Genomic DNA, 18,445 nt, shown 5'->3' on the forward strand with positions numbered 1-18,445 from the left:
AAAAAAAGAAGGTGACAAAGGTGAAATTACATAAAGCTCTTCATCCAAGTTTTATAAAACGAATGTACTATATGAGGTTTATCGGAAAGTTTACAAAATCAGAAAGTGAGAAGAATGGAGAGAATTTCTTTGTACAATGCCTATCGCCAATACCATATACGTTACAAGAACAACTAAAAAATGAACCATATGTATTTGAAGGTTTATGTAGTAATAAAAAGAATGAAAAAGTCTTTTCGGAATTAAAGAAAAAAAAATTAGAAAAACAATTAGTTATGTTTCGTCTTTATTATGAAAGAGGACATATATACGCGGAATTAATTTGTACAGAAGAACCGAGAGAAATAGCAAACGGTTATAAAATGATTCCAGTACCTAAAGTTTCCGATTATAAAAAAGGGGAATCTTTAGAAAGAAAACTTAATAATGGTTATTTGTCATTTCTAATGCCTAAATATCCGAAAGACTTTGAACCTCCTGAATTATTGTGGCATGATGGAAGGTTATATGGAAATATATCGTTAAAGTCTTCATCAATTAGTTCAATCGCATATTTTGAACAGCAGCGGGAATGTAAGTATATAGACTTTAATGACTGGATGAAGCATGTAGATATAGCTGTAGAAGATCAATTGTATTTTGTAAGTAATCATATGCATGAGCAATTAAAAAAACGAATGACTGAAGAAGGTAAGCATGTAGAAGTAGAGGAAATAAAAGTGCAAAAGGATGAATGGGAATGGGATGAGCGTGAATCCGTCTTTTTACAATATGTAAAAAGTTTTGTGCGTAATAAAGGGTTATATTTGGATGAAACGGACATTTATAATTTTCATATAAGCGTGAAAACAAATATGTTAACGATTCTTGGTGGTATACCGGGTACTGGCAAATCCCGTTTTTTACAAGCTTATGCAGAAGCACTTGGATTACAATACGGGGAAGAATTGGTTTGGATCCCGATTTCACCATCGTATCAAGAACCACATGATTTACTCGGTTATCTTCACCCAAATGGTACCTTTATTGAAAGTGAAACAAAATTGGTTAGGGCGCTAATGAAGGCAAAAGAAAATCAAAATCAGCTGTATATAATCGTTTTTGATGAAATGAATATGTCACATATTGAGCATTGGTTTACTCCATTTCTATCTGTTCTTCAACTTGAAAAGCAAAATCGTATTTTAAATTTATATGAAGGTGTACAAGAAAAAGAAAATCCAATTCCACCAACAATTGAAATTGGAGAAAATATTATATTTGTAGGCACTATAAATTTTGATGAAACAACGAAAGAGCTCTCAGATCGATTACTAGATCGGACAAATTTAATAACATTACAAAAGATCCCGTTTTGTGAGATGTGTATGGAACAAGAGAAAGTTGTATTACAGCCACCTCTGAAAGTAACTGCAGGAGAATTTCGTATAAATTGGGTTAGGAATAAAACGATGATTGAGGTGTTTTCTGGGGAAGAGTTAGAACTATTAGATAAATTACATGCTGCATTGTCATCACATGATGCGTCAAAGGGGATTTCTTTTCGATGTGCAAACGCAATAGCTGCTTACTTGCAAAATATACCGTTCCAAAATAATCATTCCTATATGATCAGTAGAGAAGAGGGGTTTGATTTACAAATAAAGCAACGTGTATTGACGAAAATAAGAGGGACCGAAATGATGGTGGGCTCTTTACTTTCTGAAGAAGTAAAAAGGGGAGCGACACTAGTACCTCTTTTGCAATCTCCACTTGCAAACAGCGTATCTACATTTGAACACTCTATAGCATATATAAGAGAAAAGCGTAGAGAACTGGAGTTGTATGGCTATGCAAAATGATGGGCGATACGAAACAGAAATCGTTGATACGAAAGAAACGCTTCCTTTTGTATTAAAGTTAATTATTGGAACGGAGTCAAAAGGAGAATATATTTTATTAAATCGTCTTTGTACATCTGCAATAGCATTAGCTCAATGTATTTATAAAGTGCAAGAATTAAAACCAATCAGATTGCAGTACCATTATGAAAATCCAATGAATATTACTTTTATATGGAATAAAGTCTATGAGGGACAGAAGAATATAAAAGAGACAAAATATGAAATAAATGACAAAAAACAAAAGGTATTAATATATGAACATGGAAAAACAGAATTCTTTTATCCATGGCGTTGTGGTTTGTATCATTTTGAGGTAAATATAGAAGATCAAACGTATTATGGCGCTTTTCAAGTCGTACCAAAAAATTTTTTCGATAATCAATTTGAAATGATTCAAAACTATGTGAAGTCAATTTTAAATGAGTTGATTTTAGATAGAGGTTATTATAAAAAGACTTTCTCTGCTCTTAGTGATATTGAAGATTCTTCTTATTTAGTGTTACTTAGAAAGTTGCCACAAAAAATGAAAAAGATAAAGCAAATTTTTAAGAAAATAGAATCGAGTTCAAAGTTTATACATGAATATAAATGGGAAGAAAAGGAGCGGAAAGTAACGAGAAAGGGAGCCGTAGTGGCGGAAAGAAAACCGTATGCAAAATATTATAATCGTAAATTTATAGAACAAAAAAATAGTAAGGAGAATGCATTTCTTAAATTTAAAGCGATGCAATTTTATCTTTATTTACTTGAAGCTGAAAGTTTTTTGTGTCAAACAATTGATATATTAGAAAGAGCAAAGAAGAAAAAATCAGAAGAATTTCAAGCTGTAAAAACGATTATACAAACAATAGAGCGTAATGGATCAGTGACCGATAGAGAGAAACAAAAATATAAAAATATTCATTTACTAAAAGAGGCGGATTTACGAAAAAGTTCCATGAAGATACAAGAATATAAAATATTAGCGCATTTTGTACATGAAAGTGTACAATACTTTCAAACTTTAATGCATTCTCCATTTTGGAGAGAGGTTTCAGAAACGGGTAAGATGAACCCACATAATTTACCGACACCACATCAACAACTACTACAGCATTTAGATTTACTTCCACAATATACAGATCAATCTCCATCTCTATTATTTGTTTATAAGCCAACATTTTTAGTGTATGAATATTACGCTTTTTTTATCGTTATTTCCATGTTAGAGCAAATTGGTTTTGAGGCTAGAAATTCTATTCGTGAACAAATACAAGAACATTTTTATGTAGATGGATTACAAGATGGCACGACAGTAGTTTTACAACGTGATGATATGAGAGTACATGTTGCATTTAATGATTTAATTGAAACACATCCTCTTATAGCATTAAGTAAAGGGAGTAATTTTTATAATGGAGAAGATACGAAGAAGCCAGATATTCGATTAGACTGCTATGTAAAGGAAGAAGAGAAATATGTATATCAATCTTCTATTATTATTGAAGTGAAGTATAGCCCAATGTACAATATTTTTCAGCACGTTGGAAATACGAAAGCAACTGAGCAAATGTATAAGTACTGGTCTATAAAATATGTAGAAGAACAAGATGGAAAGCGAGTCTATCATCGAAGGGCCATTTATGAAGTTATTTGTGTATATCCAGGAAGTCATATGCATAGTAAAAAAATTGAGTCTGGATGTGGTGTGTTTTTGCAATTATATCCATATAAAACGAAACAAGGGGAAGAGAAATTAGCTGGAAAACATGGAATGGTACAAATTTTTGAGAAGTGGTTAAAAAGCATGAAGAAGTAAAAGAAATCCTTTTTTATAAAGGATTTCTTTTAGATTAAGAAGAATTATATGCAGTGTGGAAGAAAGTTCCATGAGATATGAATTTGGTAGTAATATAAATATGTTATTAGAAGAACGGTACATGAGGGATAAAAGACGATTAAGATGGAATTTAATTCGTTTTGCAGAATATAATAAGTCATAAATATTTTTAGTTGCATACGAAGATTTGTTCTTATATGATAGATAGTGAAAGCGTTATCAAAAACAGAGCGGCAATGGGAAAGGCGGGGAAATATGTTCCAGCGTGTCCAAACGAAGGAAGAACATTTTTGGTTCGAACAACTATGGGGAGATTTTTGTGAAGAAAGAAACTTAATGTTCGTAGAACGTAATTTAAATCCATCACGATTTTTATTAATAGAAGATGAACATCATATCGGTACAGTAGAATGTATTAAGTATACGGTACCAGAGCAGTCGAATTCTGAGTTTTTCTATCCGTTTTCTAAAAATGATTTAGTAAAAGATTTGAAAAATGTATATGAAATAGGTAAGTTAAGTATTGCGAAAACGTCTCGTGGGAGAGGACACTTCAAACGTTTAACAGCTATTTTATTTATGCATGCATTAGAAACGAAAGCAGAATGGTATATTGCAGCAGTTACGAAAAGAATGTATATGTATTTATTAACACTCGGTTTTCCAATTGAACCGATAGATAAGCCATTTCAGTTTCATGATACTTTACAAGGTGTACCAGTACGAATTCATGCCCGGAAAGGAGCTACGCATTTATATTCTTTAAAAGAATTTCGAGATGTAATTCAAGGAAATGCTCATGCACAGGCATTAATCGCAGAATACAGTAAGAATATTATGTTAACCAAATAAAAAGAAATGAATATGTATAATAAAGAGAAAACTATTTTAAAATGGAATCATTCTTCATGAAAAAGACCCTTATTATTTTAATAAGGGTCTAAAAATTATAATCCAAAAATACTAAAAATCATTTTACGGCGATTTGGTTTCTTTTCACGCTCATATGTTGTTTTTGTATCGGGAGTAATATATATTGGTTCTTCTTTCTTGAGGGCAGATTCTAGCTTTTGAATTCGCTCTAACATTTCCTCCATTTCACGGCGATGTTGTAAAAGTTGGTACGTAACAACATCATTTGCCTTATCCTGCATTTGTTCTTCCATTCGATCTAGCCTTCTCGTAATTGTATTTAATTGAGTTGCTAATTGCTCAAAATCATGTGATGATATGTTTTGAACGATTGTATTTACTTGTGTTTTTAATTCTTCAACATCGTTTGATGATGTTTTTTGAGTAGGGTGAGAGTTTTGGGACTGCTCTATTTGTGAAAGGTGATATTCTAACATTTGATCTAAATCATCTTGTGTAAAAATAAAGTGACCATATTTATTTTTTTCTATCGTAAGATTTAATTGTTGTGCAATCCGGACAACAGCCTTAGGGCTAACACCTAATTTTTTTGCGATAAATGGTGTTTTATATTCCAAAATAATCCCTCCTATATATATCCTGTTGAATGATTTCGATCTATGAAGTAAGTTCCCTTCCAGTGTGACAAAAGAAGTGTGGAATCGGCAAAGAAAGTGTTTTTTCACGAAATGAAGCTAGGAAGAATATATCGTGAATATAAAAAACTTTTATCTTAAGATTTAGAATCATTTGACTGAGGGAAATGAATTAGATTATCATAATGATAAATATCTTTTTTATGTATGCATATAATATATAAAAAGGTGGTTGCTAATGTAGAATTTTGTTAGAGTATTAGAATGCTTACTTCACTTGAATAAAATTAAGTAGGAGGTGGCTTCCTTGCTTACAATGTAAGTAAGGAAAAGTATTTGGACATATATAGTATAAGTATAGTGATTGTTTTAATTGCCTTAACGGCATTTTTCGTTGCAGCAGAATTTGCAATTGTTAAAGTGCGAAGTTCACGAATTGACTATTTAATTGCAGAAGGAAATAATCGCGCAACATCTGTCAAAACAGTCATTACAAACTTAGACGAATATTTATCTGCTTGTCAGCTAGGAATAACAGTTACAGCTCTGGGAATTGGGTGGTTTGGTAAACCTGCGTTAAAGCAAATGTTTGACTCGCTTTTTGTAAATTTGAACATTTCTACTCAATTAGCAGATATTTTTGCTGTAATTTTAGTGTTTTTGTTTATTACATTTTTACATGTTGTAATAGGGGAATTGGCCCCAAAAACATTTGCGATTCAAAAAGCTGAACAAGTGAGTTTATTTGTTGCTAAACCGTTAATTTTCTTTTATCGTATGGCGTTTCCATTTATTTGGCTATTAAATGGATCAGCCCGAATGATTACGAAGTTACTAGGGCTGAAACCACCGAAAGGGCACGATGAAGTCCATTCAGAAGAAGAATTACGGTTGTTAGTTTCAGAAAGTTACAAAAATGGAGAGATTAATCAGTCTGAATATAAATATGTAAATAAAATCTTTGAATTTGATGATCGTATTGCAAAAGAAATAATGGTACCCCGAACTGAGATGCATATTATAAGTAAAGAAATGCCTGCTGAAGAAGCTTTGCAAAAAATGTCTCGGGAAAAATATACGAGATATCCAGTTGTTGATGGTGATAAAGATCACGTAATAGGCTTTGTAAATTTTAAAGATATTTTTACAGATTTTGTGCAGCATAATGCGGTTAGTAATAAGAAAGTAGAGCAATATATGAGACCAATCATTTTAGTTATTGACTCTATTCCGATACACGACCTGTTTTTAAAAATGCAAAAGGAAAGAACACATATTGCTATATTAATAAATGAATATGGTGGTACGTCTGGACTTGTTACTGTTGAAGACATTTTAGAAGAAATAGTTGGAGATATTCAAGATGAGTTTGATACAGATGAACAGCCAGAAATTCAACAAGTTAGTGAAACGAAAACGATACTAGAGGGAAAAGTACTTGTTAGTGAAGTAAATACGTTATTAGGTTTAACGATTGATGATAATGGTGTTGATACAATAGGTGGATGGATTTTAACGAAGAATATAGACATTGCTGAAGAGGACTTCATTGAAATTGAAAATTATAAGTTTTGCGTAAAAGAATTAGATGGACACTATATAAAAAGACTAGAAGTTACAAAAACTGTAGAATCAATTGTTATTGTAGAAGATGAAAAACAAATTTCATTACAAGAACAAATTAGTTCGTAGACTCTGCTAGATGGCAGAGTTTTTTTGAGCATAATGTTTTTGGCAGAATAAGGGTTATGATACAATGACATAAGTCAGACCTTTCACTAGGTGAATTATTATAGTATACATATATTTGAAAGGGGAAGAATTATGAAAAAGCATTTATATATAAATGGAGATTGGAAGTCTGTAAACACATATAAACCATTATACGCACCATATTCTGAAGCGACATTAGCAGAAATTGCGCAAGGGACGGAAGAAGATGTAAAAGAGGCTGTTACTGCTGCAAAAAATGCAATGAAAGAAATGAATACATTATCTGCATATGACCGTGCGACTATTTTAGAGAAGGTTGCACAAAAAATGGATGAAAGAAGAGAAGAATTTGCAGAGATTATTGCAAAAGAGGCTGCAAAACCCATTCGTGCTGCGAGGGGAGAAGTAGATCGTACCGTTCAGACATACAAATTTGCAGCGGAAGAAGCGAAGCGAATATATGGTGAGACATTGCCACTTGATGCAGCACCTGGTGCAGATGGGCGTATTGCATACACAATGCGAAAACCAATCGGAGTTATAGGGGCTATTACACCATTTAATTTCCCATTAAATTTAGTGGCACATAAAGTCGGCCCTGCAATTGCTGCCGGAAATACAATTGTATTAAAACCAGCTGATCAAACGCCTCTATCGTCTTACGCTTTAGTTGAACTATTTGAAGAGGCAGGATTGCCAACAGGAGCTTTAAATATTATTTCTGGTCCTGGTTCGACTGTAGGTGAAGCGATTGTTACAAATGATGATGTTGCTTCCATTACTTTTACGGGAAGTCCGAAAGTTGGAATTGGAATTAAGGCAAAGGCTGGGTTAAAGCGAGTTACGTTAGAACTAGGATCGAATGCTGCTGTTATTATTGATGAAGATGTAGAATTAACAGATGAATTAATTGAACGAGTAAAATGGGGAGCATTTGTTAATAATGGACAAGTTTGTATTTCGGTGCAACGTGTTTTTGTACATGAAGGGAGAAGGGATGAATTTTTATCTAAGTTACAGAAAGCGATGGAAACAGTTGTTGTTGGTGATCCGCTGCTTGAGGAAACGGATGTATCAGCTTTAATTTCGAAAAAAGATGTCGAGCGTATCGATAACTGGGTGCAAGAAGCAGTTAAAGAAGGAGCGAACGTTTTGTATGGTGGTAACAAACGTGATGAAAGGATTTTTGAACCAACTGTATTAACGAATGTTCCAGAGCATGTATCTGTACAGTGCCAAGAAGTATTCGGTCCACTTATGACCGTAAATACATTTAAAGAATTTGATGAGGCCATAGAGCAAGTAAATCATTCACGTTACGGTCTACAAGCAGGCGTATTTACAAATAATTTGTTTAAAGCTATGCGTGCAATTGATGAGCTTGAAGTTGGTGGTGTCATAATAAATGATATTCCAACGTTCAGGGTAGATCATATGCCTTATGGTGGTGTGAAAGAAAGTGGTACGGGGCGTGAAGGAATTAAATATGCAATAGAAGAAATGACAGAAATGAAATTAGTATGTATTAAAAAATAAAGTATAGAACTTAAACATCGCAAAAAAAACGAGTAGGAAATGTTTACGATTCCATACTCGTTTTTTTGTTTATTTTACGTTTCTTAGAATGATCTCATTTAATCAAGTGTACCTTTTACTTCATTTCTTGTTTAAAAATAGCATCTTCTACATAAATTTGTTCTTTGTCGACAGCAGTGCTATGAGATAATACTAAACCGATTGGTGTTTCTATGCCTTTATTTTGAACAATTGTAAAAGGAACATTTTTTTCATTTGCTAATTTAATGTATTTTGATAAATGTGGGTAAGCAATGCCACCATTTAGGAATATTTGTAATGATTGAGAAGAGCGCATGCTACTAGCTACTTCAGAATATACATTACTTTGCATTACTTGACCGATAGTTAAAGCGATTTCTACACGCTCACGTAATGTAGTTAAATACATATTACGTTCTTCTGGTTTGTTCTGCTTTTGGCCATAAATGCCTTCTTGGAGATAATCTTCCACATTTTTATTTACCATATTTTTCACACCTTTCATTTTCTATTGTACGAAAGAATGGAGCAGGATGCAAAAAAAGTCGCATCGAATATAAAAAACTTTGAATGAAAGGAAGGAAAATGGAATGTATCAATCTAAACAATTAATAAAGTTATAAAAATTTTATCAACACATATTAACAAAATGTGACAATAATCTATTAACGAATCATCATTTTTGTGTTAATATTCAAAATATAAAGGGTGTTCGTCGCATGGAAATGGAGGGAATGGAGGTTTTTCCAATCGATAAGGATATTAAAGAAGTATTTTGTTCGCACTTGAAAAACAACAGGCACCAATTCGTTGAGAACTGGAAAAACAAAATGATAATTTCCGATAAAGATCCATTTAGACTAGAAGTAGTTCAAAATGGAGTGGATTTATTAGAGTTTATTATCGAACTTACTATGGAAGAAAAAGATATAAATTATCTTCAGCCATTATGCGAGAAAATAGCAATCGAACGTGCAGGAGCAGATGCGAATATAGGTGATTTTGTTTATAACGCAAATGTGGGAAGAAATGAGCTTTTCGAAGCGATGTGTGAGTTAGATGTTAGCGCACGTGAATTGAAACCAATTATGGCTCAAATACATACTTGTTTTGATAAATTAATTTATTACACTGTTTTAAAATATTCGGAAATTATATCAAGAAATTTAGAGGAAAAACAGCAGTATATTAACGAAACACATAAGGAAAGGCTGACAATTTTAGGGCAAATGTCAGCTAGTTTTGTACATGAATTCCGTAACCCGCTTACGTCCATTATGGGATTTGTCAAACTATTAAAGGCAGATCATCCTAGTTTATCTTATTTAGATATTATTTCGCATGAATTAGACCAATTAAACTTTCGTATTTCGCAATTTTTACTCGTATCGAAAAAAGAAATGTGGACTGAATCAGAACGATTTTGGCTTAATGACTTGTTTCAAGATATTATACAGTTCTTATATCCGAGTTTGGTCAATGCAAATGTTTCAATTGAAAAGAATTTGCCATATCCAATTCCTCTTACTGGTTATCGCAGTGAAGTGAGACAAGTATTTTTAAATATATTAATGAACTCAATTGATGCTCTTGAATCAATGAAAGAAGAACGAAAAATTATCATTGATGTATTTGAAGAAGATCAATCGATTCGAATTGTAATAAAAAATAACGGACCAATGATTCCAGCTGAAAATGTAGAAACGATTTTTGAACCATTTGTAACTACTAAAAAGTTAGGAACTGGTATTGGGTTATTTGTATGTAAACAAATTGTAGAAAAACATAATGGGTCCATCATGTGTCGTTCAGATAACGATTGGACAGAATTTCAAATTGCATTTCAAAAATAAACAGTCTACACCAAATGAATGGTGTAGACTGTTTTAATTCGTAAGTATAACGGCTTCTAATTTAGGGTCTTTCGTTGAATAACCTAAAAGTGAAATTGTATAAATAATATTCGGTTCTACTTTGAAATCCGGTATAGTTAGCAAAACACTTGGATTATCTGCGAGTGAAATTTCAATATCTGCTGTACCTGGGCTAACTTCTAAAAAATCTGTTATTTGTTTAAAAAGTACATTTTCAAATAAATGATCTCCACCTTTTAAACTTACATTTACAACAGGGGTATCTGGAGAAAAGTGCGCAAACCGCATTTTTGCTTGGCCTGATGGTAAATGAGTATTATCGAGCATAGGTTGTAATTGTAGATGATGATCACTATTTATTGCAGCAAAAGTATAAGAGTGATTTCCCATTATCGGTACTAAAGCTGAAAAGATGGGGGTTTCACTTTCGACAGGAACAATATCTATACGGTACTTACCTTGTACTAATGTTAAATAGGGGCTAAATTGTTTAAATGAAATATGTTTAATAACTTTTTGTCCATTTACTAAAATGTCAACCGCAGGTGTATTTGAAGCAGAGTGAAAAAATCTTATATGTGACGGTAAAGCAGCTTCTTGTGAATCTCTTTTTTCATATGCCTGTACAAGTTTCGTAAGCGCATCGTAATATTTCATATATAGTTCTACATATTTTTTCGGATTATGAAATTGATAGTATTGAGCGAGCTGTTCGTAACGTGCAGCTTCTTGTCCATATTTTTCGATTTCAGATTGAGACATGAACATTCCTCCTTTGTCATCATTAAAACTATATGCTTAGCAAGAAAGAGGTTATGCAAAAAAATTGTTTTTAAAAGAGAAAGGTAGGAAATTAATAATAAGTATTTTTACGGATAAGTGTAGTTTAGGTGAACGAGCGTTATAAATTTCTAGAGGACACAACAAAATTTCCTCCATATGAGCTGATGAAGTTTGTATTTCGAAATGAAAACTTAAGAGTGAAACAAGTGCAATATCGAAAACATGTCCCAAATCCTTAGGAAACTAGGGATTTTTTTAATTATGGGCAAATACACATACAAAGTGATAATTGTCCTACATAAATTATAAAGGAAAGGTAGTTTGAATTTGAGGAAAGGAATGAAATCTTGGGATGGGGATATCCCGCAAGGAATTGTGAATGGAGTTATGGATGGTTTTGTGCTTTATGCTGTAGGATGAATTTTGATTTTGTAATACTATTGTTTCTATTTACGTTAGCAAGTGACGGTATTAATCGATAAAAGAGCGTCGTGCCGAACTGATTAATGTGGTTAATCGGTTCTTTTTTTATTATATAAAACAGAGCGAAGTGTATGTGAAATATTGGTTTCTATAAAAATAATTGCTATGCATTTAGTAGGATTAATTGTCGAGATTTGTTTAAAAATATGCAATATAAAGTAGGAGAATAGGAAGGAGTTTAAAGGGAGTTTCGTCGAAGTTTACACAATGTCGGCATTTGAGGGAAGCTGGCATTATGTTAGAAAAATTTTTAGTGAAGCGTTAATTTTATATAAAGGAGGGTTATTTGAGCGTATAGATAAGGGTTGGTCTACATTTTAAGTTCTGAATTTTCTGTTTTTAAAATAATATTTAGCACTCATTTGTATATTTTATAATAGTTTTTTGATAAATTCACTGCTTTCGCAGAGGGTTCTTTTTTATGAAAGAAACGTCAATTTTCTTCATATATATATACAAATTGGAGAAATGGGGGAGCGCTATGCGCGATTACTTAATTAAACCACTTGTTGGTCAGCCGTATCCAATGATTTCACATGGAAAAGGTGTGTATTTGTATGATCAAAACGGAAATAAATATTTTGACGGCTCGTCAGGGGCAATTACGGCAGGTATTGGGCATGGCGTAAAGGAGATTGCGGACGTTATCAAAAAGCAAGCAGAGGAGATTGCTTTCGTTTATAGATCACAGTTTACGAGTGAACCAGCTGAAAAATTAGCGAAGAAATTAAGCGATTTAAGTGTAGGAGATTTGAACTGGAGCTTTTTTGTGAATAGTGGTACGGAAGCAAATGAAACAGCTATGAAAATTGCAATTCAACATTTTCAAGAGCGAGGTATTCAAGGGAAACATAAAATTTTGTCACGATGGATGAGTTATCACGGTATTACGATGGGCGCCTTATCAATGTCTGGGCATCCACTGCGTAGACAACGTTTCGTGTCAATTTTAGAAGATTATCCAACTATTCCAGCTCCATATTGTTTTAGATGTCCGGTGCAAAAAGTATATCCAACTTGTCAGCTTGCTTGTGCGACTGAACTAGAAAGATCAATCGAAAGAATTGGTGCAGAACATATCGCAGCTTTTATCGCTGAACCGATTATCGGAGCAGCTGGAGGCGCAGTCGTTCCGCCGAAAGAATATTATAAAGTTATTAAAGATATTTGTAGTCATTACGATATTTTATTTATTGCTGATGAAGTAATGACTGGACTTGGTCGTACTGGCGCATGGTTTGCGATGGAGCATTGGGGGGTAGAACCGGATATTATGACCCTTGGTAAAGGTTTAGGAGCTGGATACACACCGATGGCAGCGACGGTTGTAAGTGACCGTGTAATGGAGCCGATTTTACGGGGATCGCGTTCTGTTATGAGTGGGCATACGTTAAGTGCAAATCCATTATCTGCAGCAACAGCTTTAGCTGTTATTGAATATATGGAGAAACATAATCTACCTGAAAAAACAGCGGAAAAGGGAGAGTATTTAATAAAAGGTTTACAGAAAGTTCAGCAACAATCGACTATCATTGCTGATGTGCGCGGAAAAGGTTTGCTGATTGGGGTAGAATTGCAACCGTTTACAAAGGCGTCGGAACTTATTTCAGTTGCAGCTAAAAATGGTCTTCTTTTATATCAAGCTGTTTCAGGGCAAGCAGGAAAAGAAGATAGTGCACTGCTTGTGGCACCGCCAATGACAACTACATATTCCGAGTTAGATGAATTACTTTCAATTTTTGCAAAAAGTGTAGAAGAAATGATGCAAAAAGGAGGGCATAGTATCGCATGACAACTATTACAAATACATTCGGTAAATTAAAAGAGATAGAGGAAGTAATTTCTTTGTTTCACGATGATATGACATTAATGTTTGGAGGATTTGGGGGGATTGGATCCCCTCCTTCTTTAATACAGGCGATTTTAGAAAAAGGAGTTACAAATTTAAATTTAATAGGAAATGATACTGGATTTCCTGATGTAGGTATCGGTCGTCTCGTTACGAATGAAAGAGTAAAATCGTTAATTACTTCTCATATCGGTTCAAACCCAAATGCAGGAAGACAACTAAACGAAGGAAGATTACAAATTGAGTTTTCTCCCCAAGGAACATTAGCAGAGCGTATTCGTGCTGGTGGTGTAGGGCTTGGTGGCGTATTAGTTGATGTAGGTGTTGATACGATTGTAGAAGAAGGAAAACGTACTGTTGAAATGAATGGTAAGACATATTTAGTTGAAACAGCATTAACTGCTGAGGTTGCGATTGTATATGCGAAAAAAGCGGATCCGTTCGGTAACCTTGTGTTTGATAAGAGCGCTCGTAACATGAATCCTCACGTTGCTATGGCCGGGGATATAACGATTGTAGAAGCAGGAGAAATTGTTCCACTTGGAAGTTTAGATCCAGAAGAAATTGTTGTCCCAGGAGTATTTGTAAATTATATCGTACCGTCGGAAGGAGTGAATTGGAAATGGGTATGGGCGTAGAAGTGAGAGATAAAATTGCTAGACGTGCAGCGAAAGAAATACAAAATGGCATGATTGTAAATTTAGGTATTGGTATACCGTCACTTGTACCAAACCATTTGCCTGACGATATAAACGTTATGTTTCATGCGGAAAATGGAATTGTAGGTATGGGTCCTACACCAAGCAAAGGAAATGAAGACGAAAATTTATGTAACGCAGCAGGTTTACCGACATCTCTTATTACTGGAGCGAGTTATTTTGATAGCTGCACCGCGTTTGGGATGATTCGGAAAGGTTTACTAGATATTACGATTCTTGGCTCATTACAAGTGAGTGAGAATGGTGATTTAGCTAACTGGATTGTACCAGGAAAACGCGTTCCAGGTATTGGGGGAGCGATGGATTTGGCACAAAAAGCGAAGCGTGTCGTTGTTGTCATGAATCATGTCGATAAATACGGAAATGCAAAAATTGTTTCGGAGTGTACGTTACCATTAACTTCAAAGAAATGTGTAGATTTAATTATTACGGATATGGCGGTTATGGAAGTGACGCCGAGTGGACTTATTTTACAAGAATTAATGAGCCCATACACAGTGGAAGATATAAAACAACATACGGAAGCGGAGTTTGAAATTGGTTCTAACTTACTAGTAATTGAATGAGGGGAGATGTAATATATGGAGCAATTAAAAAAACAAATTTGTGATTATATTGAGAGTCAAGAAGAAGAAAGCGTAAAATTTTTAAAACGATTAATTCAAGAAAAGAGCGTATCTGGTGATGAAAGTGGTGCACAGGCAATTGTGATTGAAAAATTGCGTGAGCTAGGTTTAGATCTTGATATTTGGGAGCCTTCATTTTCTAAAATGAAAGATCATCCTTATTTTGTATCACCGCGTACAAGTTTTTCAGATAGCCCGAACATTGTAGCGACCCTTAAAGGAAGCGGCGACGGGAAATCTATGATATTAAATGGACATATTGATGTTGTACCAGAAGGAGATGTGGACCAGTGGGACCATCATCCCTATAGTGGTGAGAGAATAGGAAATCGTATATACGGCCGTGGAACAACGGATATGAAAGGCGGCAATGTCGCGCTAATGCTTGCGATGGAAGCAATTATTGAATCTCGTATTGAATTAAAAGGAGATATTTATTTTCAAAGTGTAATAGAAGAAGAAAGCGGCGGAGCAGGAACATTAGCGACTATATTACGAGGATATAAAGCGGATGGTGTCATTATTCCAGAGCCGACAAATATGAAGTTTTTCCCGAAACAACAAGGTTCTATGTGGTTTCGTCTACATGTGAAAGGGAAAGCAGCACACGGTGGAACACGTTATGAAGGAGTAAGTGCAATTGAAAAAAGCATGTTTGTTGTAGAGCATTTGAGAAAGCTAGAAGAGAAGAGAAATGACCGAATTACAGACCCGTTATTTAAAGGAATTCCAATTCCAATTCCAATTAATATTGGGAAAATAGAAGGCGGGAGCTGGCCAAGTTCTGTTCCTGATTCATTAATTTTAGAAGGAAGATGCGGTATTGCGCCGAATGAGACTATAGAGGCAGCAAAAGAAGAATTCGAGAATTGGATCGCTGAATTAAATGATGTGGACAAGTGGTTTGTTGAAAATCCCGTAGAAGTAGAATGGTTTGGAGCGAGATGGGTTCCTGGTGAACTAGAAGAAAATCATGAGTTAATTACAACACTTGGGTATAACTTTGTTGAAATCGAAGGGAACGAACCGATTATTGAAGCCTCGCCGTGGGGGACTGATGGAGGTTTATTTACACAAATCGCTAACGTACCAACGATAGTATTTGGCCCAGGAGAAACGAAAGTCGCACATTATCCAAACGAATATATAGAAGTTGATAAAATGATAGCTGCCGCAAAAATTATTGCATGTACATTACTAGATTGGTGTGAGGTGAAAAAATGAAATACTATGAATCTTTTAGAGAGCAGACGAACGGCTATATAGTAGAAGGCGTTTTAGATTATTTTAATAAACGTATTCGAGTAGACCACTACACAGGAAATATTGAGAGGATTATCCAAACAATTGACGAATTAGCAGAGAAACATTCTTTCACTAAATGTATTGTTAAAGGAAAGGGAGAGCATGTTTCAACATGGCTCTCTTTCGGTTTTTTATTGGAAGCAACAATACCACATTATTTTCAAGGTCACGATGCATACTTCTTCGTGAAATTTAATAATGATGAAAGACGAAATAGTATTCATTGGGCTGAGGAAGATACCATTTTAAGCGGTGTAAAAGCAAAAGAAGTAAAGGAAAAAATAGTCCCAGAGAAATTTCTATTAAGAAAAGCGACAGAAGAGGATGCAGAGGAATTAGCAGTTGTATTTGGGAAAGTGTTTGAAGTGTATCCGACTCCTTTAAACGAAGCGAGTTATGTAAAACAAACGATGAGAGAAGACGATACAATTTACTATGTGTATGAATTCGAGGGGAAAATAATTAGTACAGCATCTGCAGAAATGAATATAAAGGAAGGCAATGCAGAATTAACGAATTGTGCTACCTTACCCGAATATCGTAAACATGGGTTTATGAAAAGTTTATTAATTAAGTTGGAGGAAGAACTGCAAGAAAGATCGATTTTCTGCTCTTATACAATTGCTCGATCTCTTTCTTTCGGAATGAATGCGGCCTTTCATCAGTTAGGTTATACGTATTCAGGGCGACTGGCGAACAATTGCTACATTTTTGATAAGTTGGAAGACATGAATATTTGGGTGAAAGATTTGTCTAAATAGTACGGTATAAAAATAGAACGGAATCATCATGCTTATAATCGCACATAGGTATGCCGAAAATTCGGCACGATATTTGCTGAATTTTCGGCAAGAGGGGGGATGACATTGCTAGCAGTTTCGACACAAGAAGTCATTGAGGCGATTTTGGGCAGTATTGATGAGGCTATACACGCAGTAGATGAAAATGGTATTACAATTTTCTATAATACTGTAGCTGCAAAACACGATGGATCAAAAATTGAAAAAGTGTTAGGTAAACATTTGTTAGAAGCGTTTCCTTCTTTATCTAGGGAAACAAGTACATTGATGAAAGTGTTAGATACAAAAAAACCAATCGTTCATCAAGTGCAGCATTATCAAAATTTAAATGGGGAAGATATTTGTACAGTAAATACGACTTTACCTATTTTTATAGATGGAAATATTGCTGGAGCTGTTGAAATTGCAAAAGATTATTCCACAGTACAAAAACTTACCGATACAATAGTCGATTTGCAGTCGAAAATAAAGCGATCATCTAGAAAGAAAGCAATTAAAAAGGATGTTGCATTTGAGACGATCGTGACGAATGATGCTCGTTTTAAACAGACGAAAGAATTAGCACAAAAAGTAGCCCCAACTGATGCGAATGTTTTAATATATGGAGAAACAGGAACAGGGAAAGAGTTATTTGTACAAGCGATTCATGAAGCTTCTAAGAGGAAGAACAAGCCGTTTATTGCACAAAACTGTGCAGCATTGCCAGAGTCTCTATTAGAAAGTTTATTGTTTGGTACGACGAAAGGTAGCTATACTGGGGCAATTGAACGAGCGGGATTATTTGAACTTGTAGATGGAGGGACATTATTTTTAGATGAACTGAATTCAATGCCACTCGATTTACAAGCGAAAATGCTACGTGTATTAGAAGATGGTGTGATTCGTCGTATTGGTGATAATAAGACGAGAAAAGTAGATGTTCGCGTTATTACCGCAATGAATCAGCCACCAGAAATATGTTTAAAAGAGAATAAAATTCGCACCGATTTATACTATCGATTAAATGTCTTTTCATTATATATTCCACCGCTCCGTGAAAGAACTGAGGATGTATTATTATTAGCATCTTATTTTTTGAAAGAATATAATAAAAGTTATAAAAAAGGTGTACTTCAAATGGATAAGGAAGCGAAGGAAAGACTACAAGGTTACCAATGGCCTGGAAATGTTCGGGAGCTTAAACATACGATTGAACATGCTGTCATAATTGCAGAAGGGAATACATTAACAGCCAATTGTTTACCCCGTACATTTCGGAAAGAGAGTCTTACGCAGAAGAAGAGTATATTGCCACTTAGAGAAGCACTTCATCAAACGGAAAAAGAATTAATAGATCAAGCGTTAATTGAAACGGAAGGGAATATATTACAAGCTGCAAAAATGTTAGGTATCCCTCGACAGACGCTTCAATATAAACTGAGTAAGTACGACAAAACCGCCGAATAATTGGCGGTTTTTGTGTGTTTGCACCAATAAAAGAGCGTTTACATATATAAAAAGTAATGAATATGATAGTATGTATGGAT

The 18,445-nt window shown here is 34.4% G+C and carries 15 protein-coding genes; 12 read left to right on the plus strand and 3 right to left on the minus strand.

The features are described from left to right. The first annotated feature begins 20 nt into the window (after positions 1 to 20). The 3 genes from AAG068_RS10985 to AAG068_RS10995 all read left to right on the plus strand — a co-directional run bounded on the left by AAG068_RS10985 (position 21) and on the right by AAG068_RS10995 (position 4,554). Entirely contained in the window at positions 21 to 1,841 is a 1,821-nt protein-coding gene (locus tag AAG068_RS10985) for an AAA family ATPase (RefSeq protein WP_342719289.1), read from the plus strand. Next, positions 1,831 to 3,681 (plus strand): hypothetical protein, encoded by a 1,851-nt coding sequence (locus AAG068_RS10990; protein WP_342719744.1) that lies wholly within the window; start codon positions 1,831 to 1,833, stop codon positions 3,679 to 3,681. The genes AAG068_RS10985 and AAG068_RS10990 overlap by 11 nt, the downstream gene beginning before the upstream one ends. 276 nt (positions 3,682 to 3,957) lie before the next feature. Beyond that, the gene (locus AAG068_RS10995) at positions 3,958 to 4,554 is read left to right on the plus strand and encodes a hypothetical protein (RefSeq protein WP_087956354.1); all 597 of its coding nucleotides are present in this window, start codon (positions 3,958 to 3,960) and stop codon (positions 4,552 to 4,554) included. Between the two features lie 95 nt (positions 4,555 to 4,649). Here the strand turns inward: AAG068_RS10995 and racA are convergent, their stop codons facing one another. Continuing rightward, positions 4,650 to 5,192, minus strand: a complete 543-nt coding sequence (gene racA / locus AAG068_RS11000; RefSeq protein WP_342719290.1) for a chromosome-anchoring protein RacA — start codon at positions 5,190 to 5,192, stop codon at positions 4,650 to 4,652. A 354-nt stretch (positions 5,193 to 5,546) separates the two neighbouring features. Here racA and AAG068_RS11005 point away from each other — a divergent pair, with 354 nt between their 5' ends. Further along, the gene (locus tag AAG068_RS11005) at positions 5,547 to 6,902 is read left to right on the plus strand and encodes a hemolysin family protein (RefSeq protein WP_342719291.1); all 1,356 of its coding nucleotides are present in this window, start codon (positions 5,547 to 5,549) and stop codon (positions 6,900 to 6,902) included. 132 nt (positions 6,903 to 7,034) lie between these two features. Beyond that, on the plus strand, positions 7,035 to 8,459 hold the full coding sequence (locus AAG068_RS11010) for an aldehyde dehydrogenase family protein (protein ID WP_342719292.1): 1,425 nt from the start codon (positions 7,035 to 7,037) through the stop codon (positions 8,457 to 8,459). 115 nt (positions 8,460 to 8,574) lie between these two features. On the opposite strand, the gene AAG068_RS11015 is transcribed toward AAG068_RS11010, so the two are convergent. Then, entirely contained in the window at positions 8,575 to 8,967 is a 393-nt protein-coding gene (locus tag AAG068_RS11015) for a YueI family protein (protein WP_000247570.1), read from the minus strand. Positions 8,968 to 9,199: 232 nt separating this feature from the next. On the opposite strand from AAG068_RS11015, the gene AAG068_RS11020 reads away from it, so the two are divergent. Next, positions 9,200 to 10,333, plus strand: coding sequence for a BA2291 family sporulation histidine kinase (locus AAG068_RS11020; RefSeq protein ID WP_342719293.1), 1,134 nt, complete (start codon positions 9,200 to 9,202; stop codon positions 10,331 to 10,333). A gap of 33 nt (positions 10,334 to 10,366) precedes the next feature. Here the strand turns inward: AAG068_RS11020 and AAG068_RS11025 are convergent, their stop codons facing one another. Continuing rightward, positions 10,367 to 11,116: a DUF4397 domain-containing protein gene (locus AAG068_RS11025; protein ID WP_342719294.1), complete on the minus strand. Its 750-nt coding sequence runs from the start codon at positions 11,114 to 11,116 to the stop codon at positions 10,367 to 10,369. Positions 11,117 to 12,101: 985 nt separating this feature from the next. On the opposite strand from AAG068_RS11025, the gene AAG068_RS11030 reads away from it, so the two are divergent. The 6 genes from AAG068_RS11030 to rocR all read left to right on the plus strand — a co-directional run bounded on the left by AAG068_RS11030 (position 12,102) and on the right by rocR (position 18,365). Next, positions 12,102 to 13,412, plus strand: a complete 1,311-nt coding sequence (locus AAG068_RS11030; RefSeq protein WP_001205894.1) for an aspartate aminotransferase family protein — start codon at positions 12,102 to 12,104, stop codon at positions 13,410 to 13,412. Beyond that, entirely contained in the window at positions 13,409 to 14,107 is a 699-nt protein-coding gene (gene atoD, locus AAG068_RS11035; protein ID WP_342719295.1) for an acetate CoA-transferase subunit alpha, read from the plus strand. The genes AAG068_RS11030 and atoD overlap by 4 nt, the downstream gene beginning before the upstream one ends. Beyond that, on the plus strand, positions 14,092 to 14,754 hold the full coding sequence (locus tag AAG068_RS11040) for a CoA transferase subunit B (protein WP_342719296.1): 663 nt from the start codon (positions 14,092 to 14,094) through the stop codon (positions 14,752 to 14,754). Before atoD ends, AAG068_RS11040 begins: the two co-directional genes overlap by 16 nt. A 15-nt stretch (positions 14,755 to 14,769) precedes the next feature. Beyond that, entirely contained in the window at positions 14,770 to 16,038 is a 1,269-nt protein-coding gene (locus tag AAG068_RS11045; protein ID WP_342719297.1) for a peptidase, read from the plus strand. Beyond that, complete coding sequence (gene ablB / locus AAG068_RS11050; RefSeq protein ID WP_342719298.1) at positions 16,035 to 16,880, plus strand: putative beta-lysine N-acetyltransferase; 846 nt, start codon at positions 16,035 to 16,037, stop codon at positions 16,878 to 16,880. The genes AAG068_RS11045 and ablB overlap by 4 nt, the downstream gene beginning before the upstream one ends. Before the next feature lie 99 nt (positions 16,881 to 16,979). Then, positions 16,980 to 18,365, plus strand: a complete 1,386-nt coding sequence (gene rocR, locus AAG068_RS11055) for an arginine utilization transcriptional regulator RocR (RefSeq protein WP_342719299.1) — start codon at positions 16,980 to 16,982, stop codon at positions 18,363 to 18,365. Positions 18,366 to 18,445: the final 80 nt, after the last annotated feature.

This window comes from Bacillus paramycoides (assembly GCF_038971285.1).
In the GTDB taxonomy this organism is placed as follows: domain Bacteria; phylum Bacillota; class Bacilli; order Bacillales; family Bacillaceae_G; genus Bacillus_A.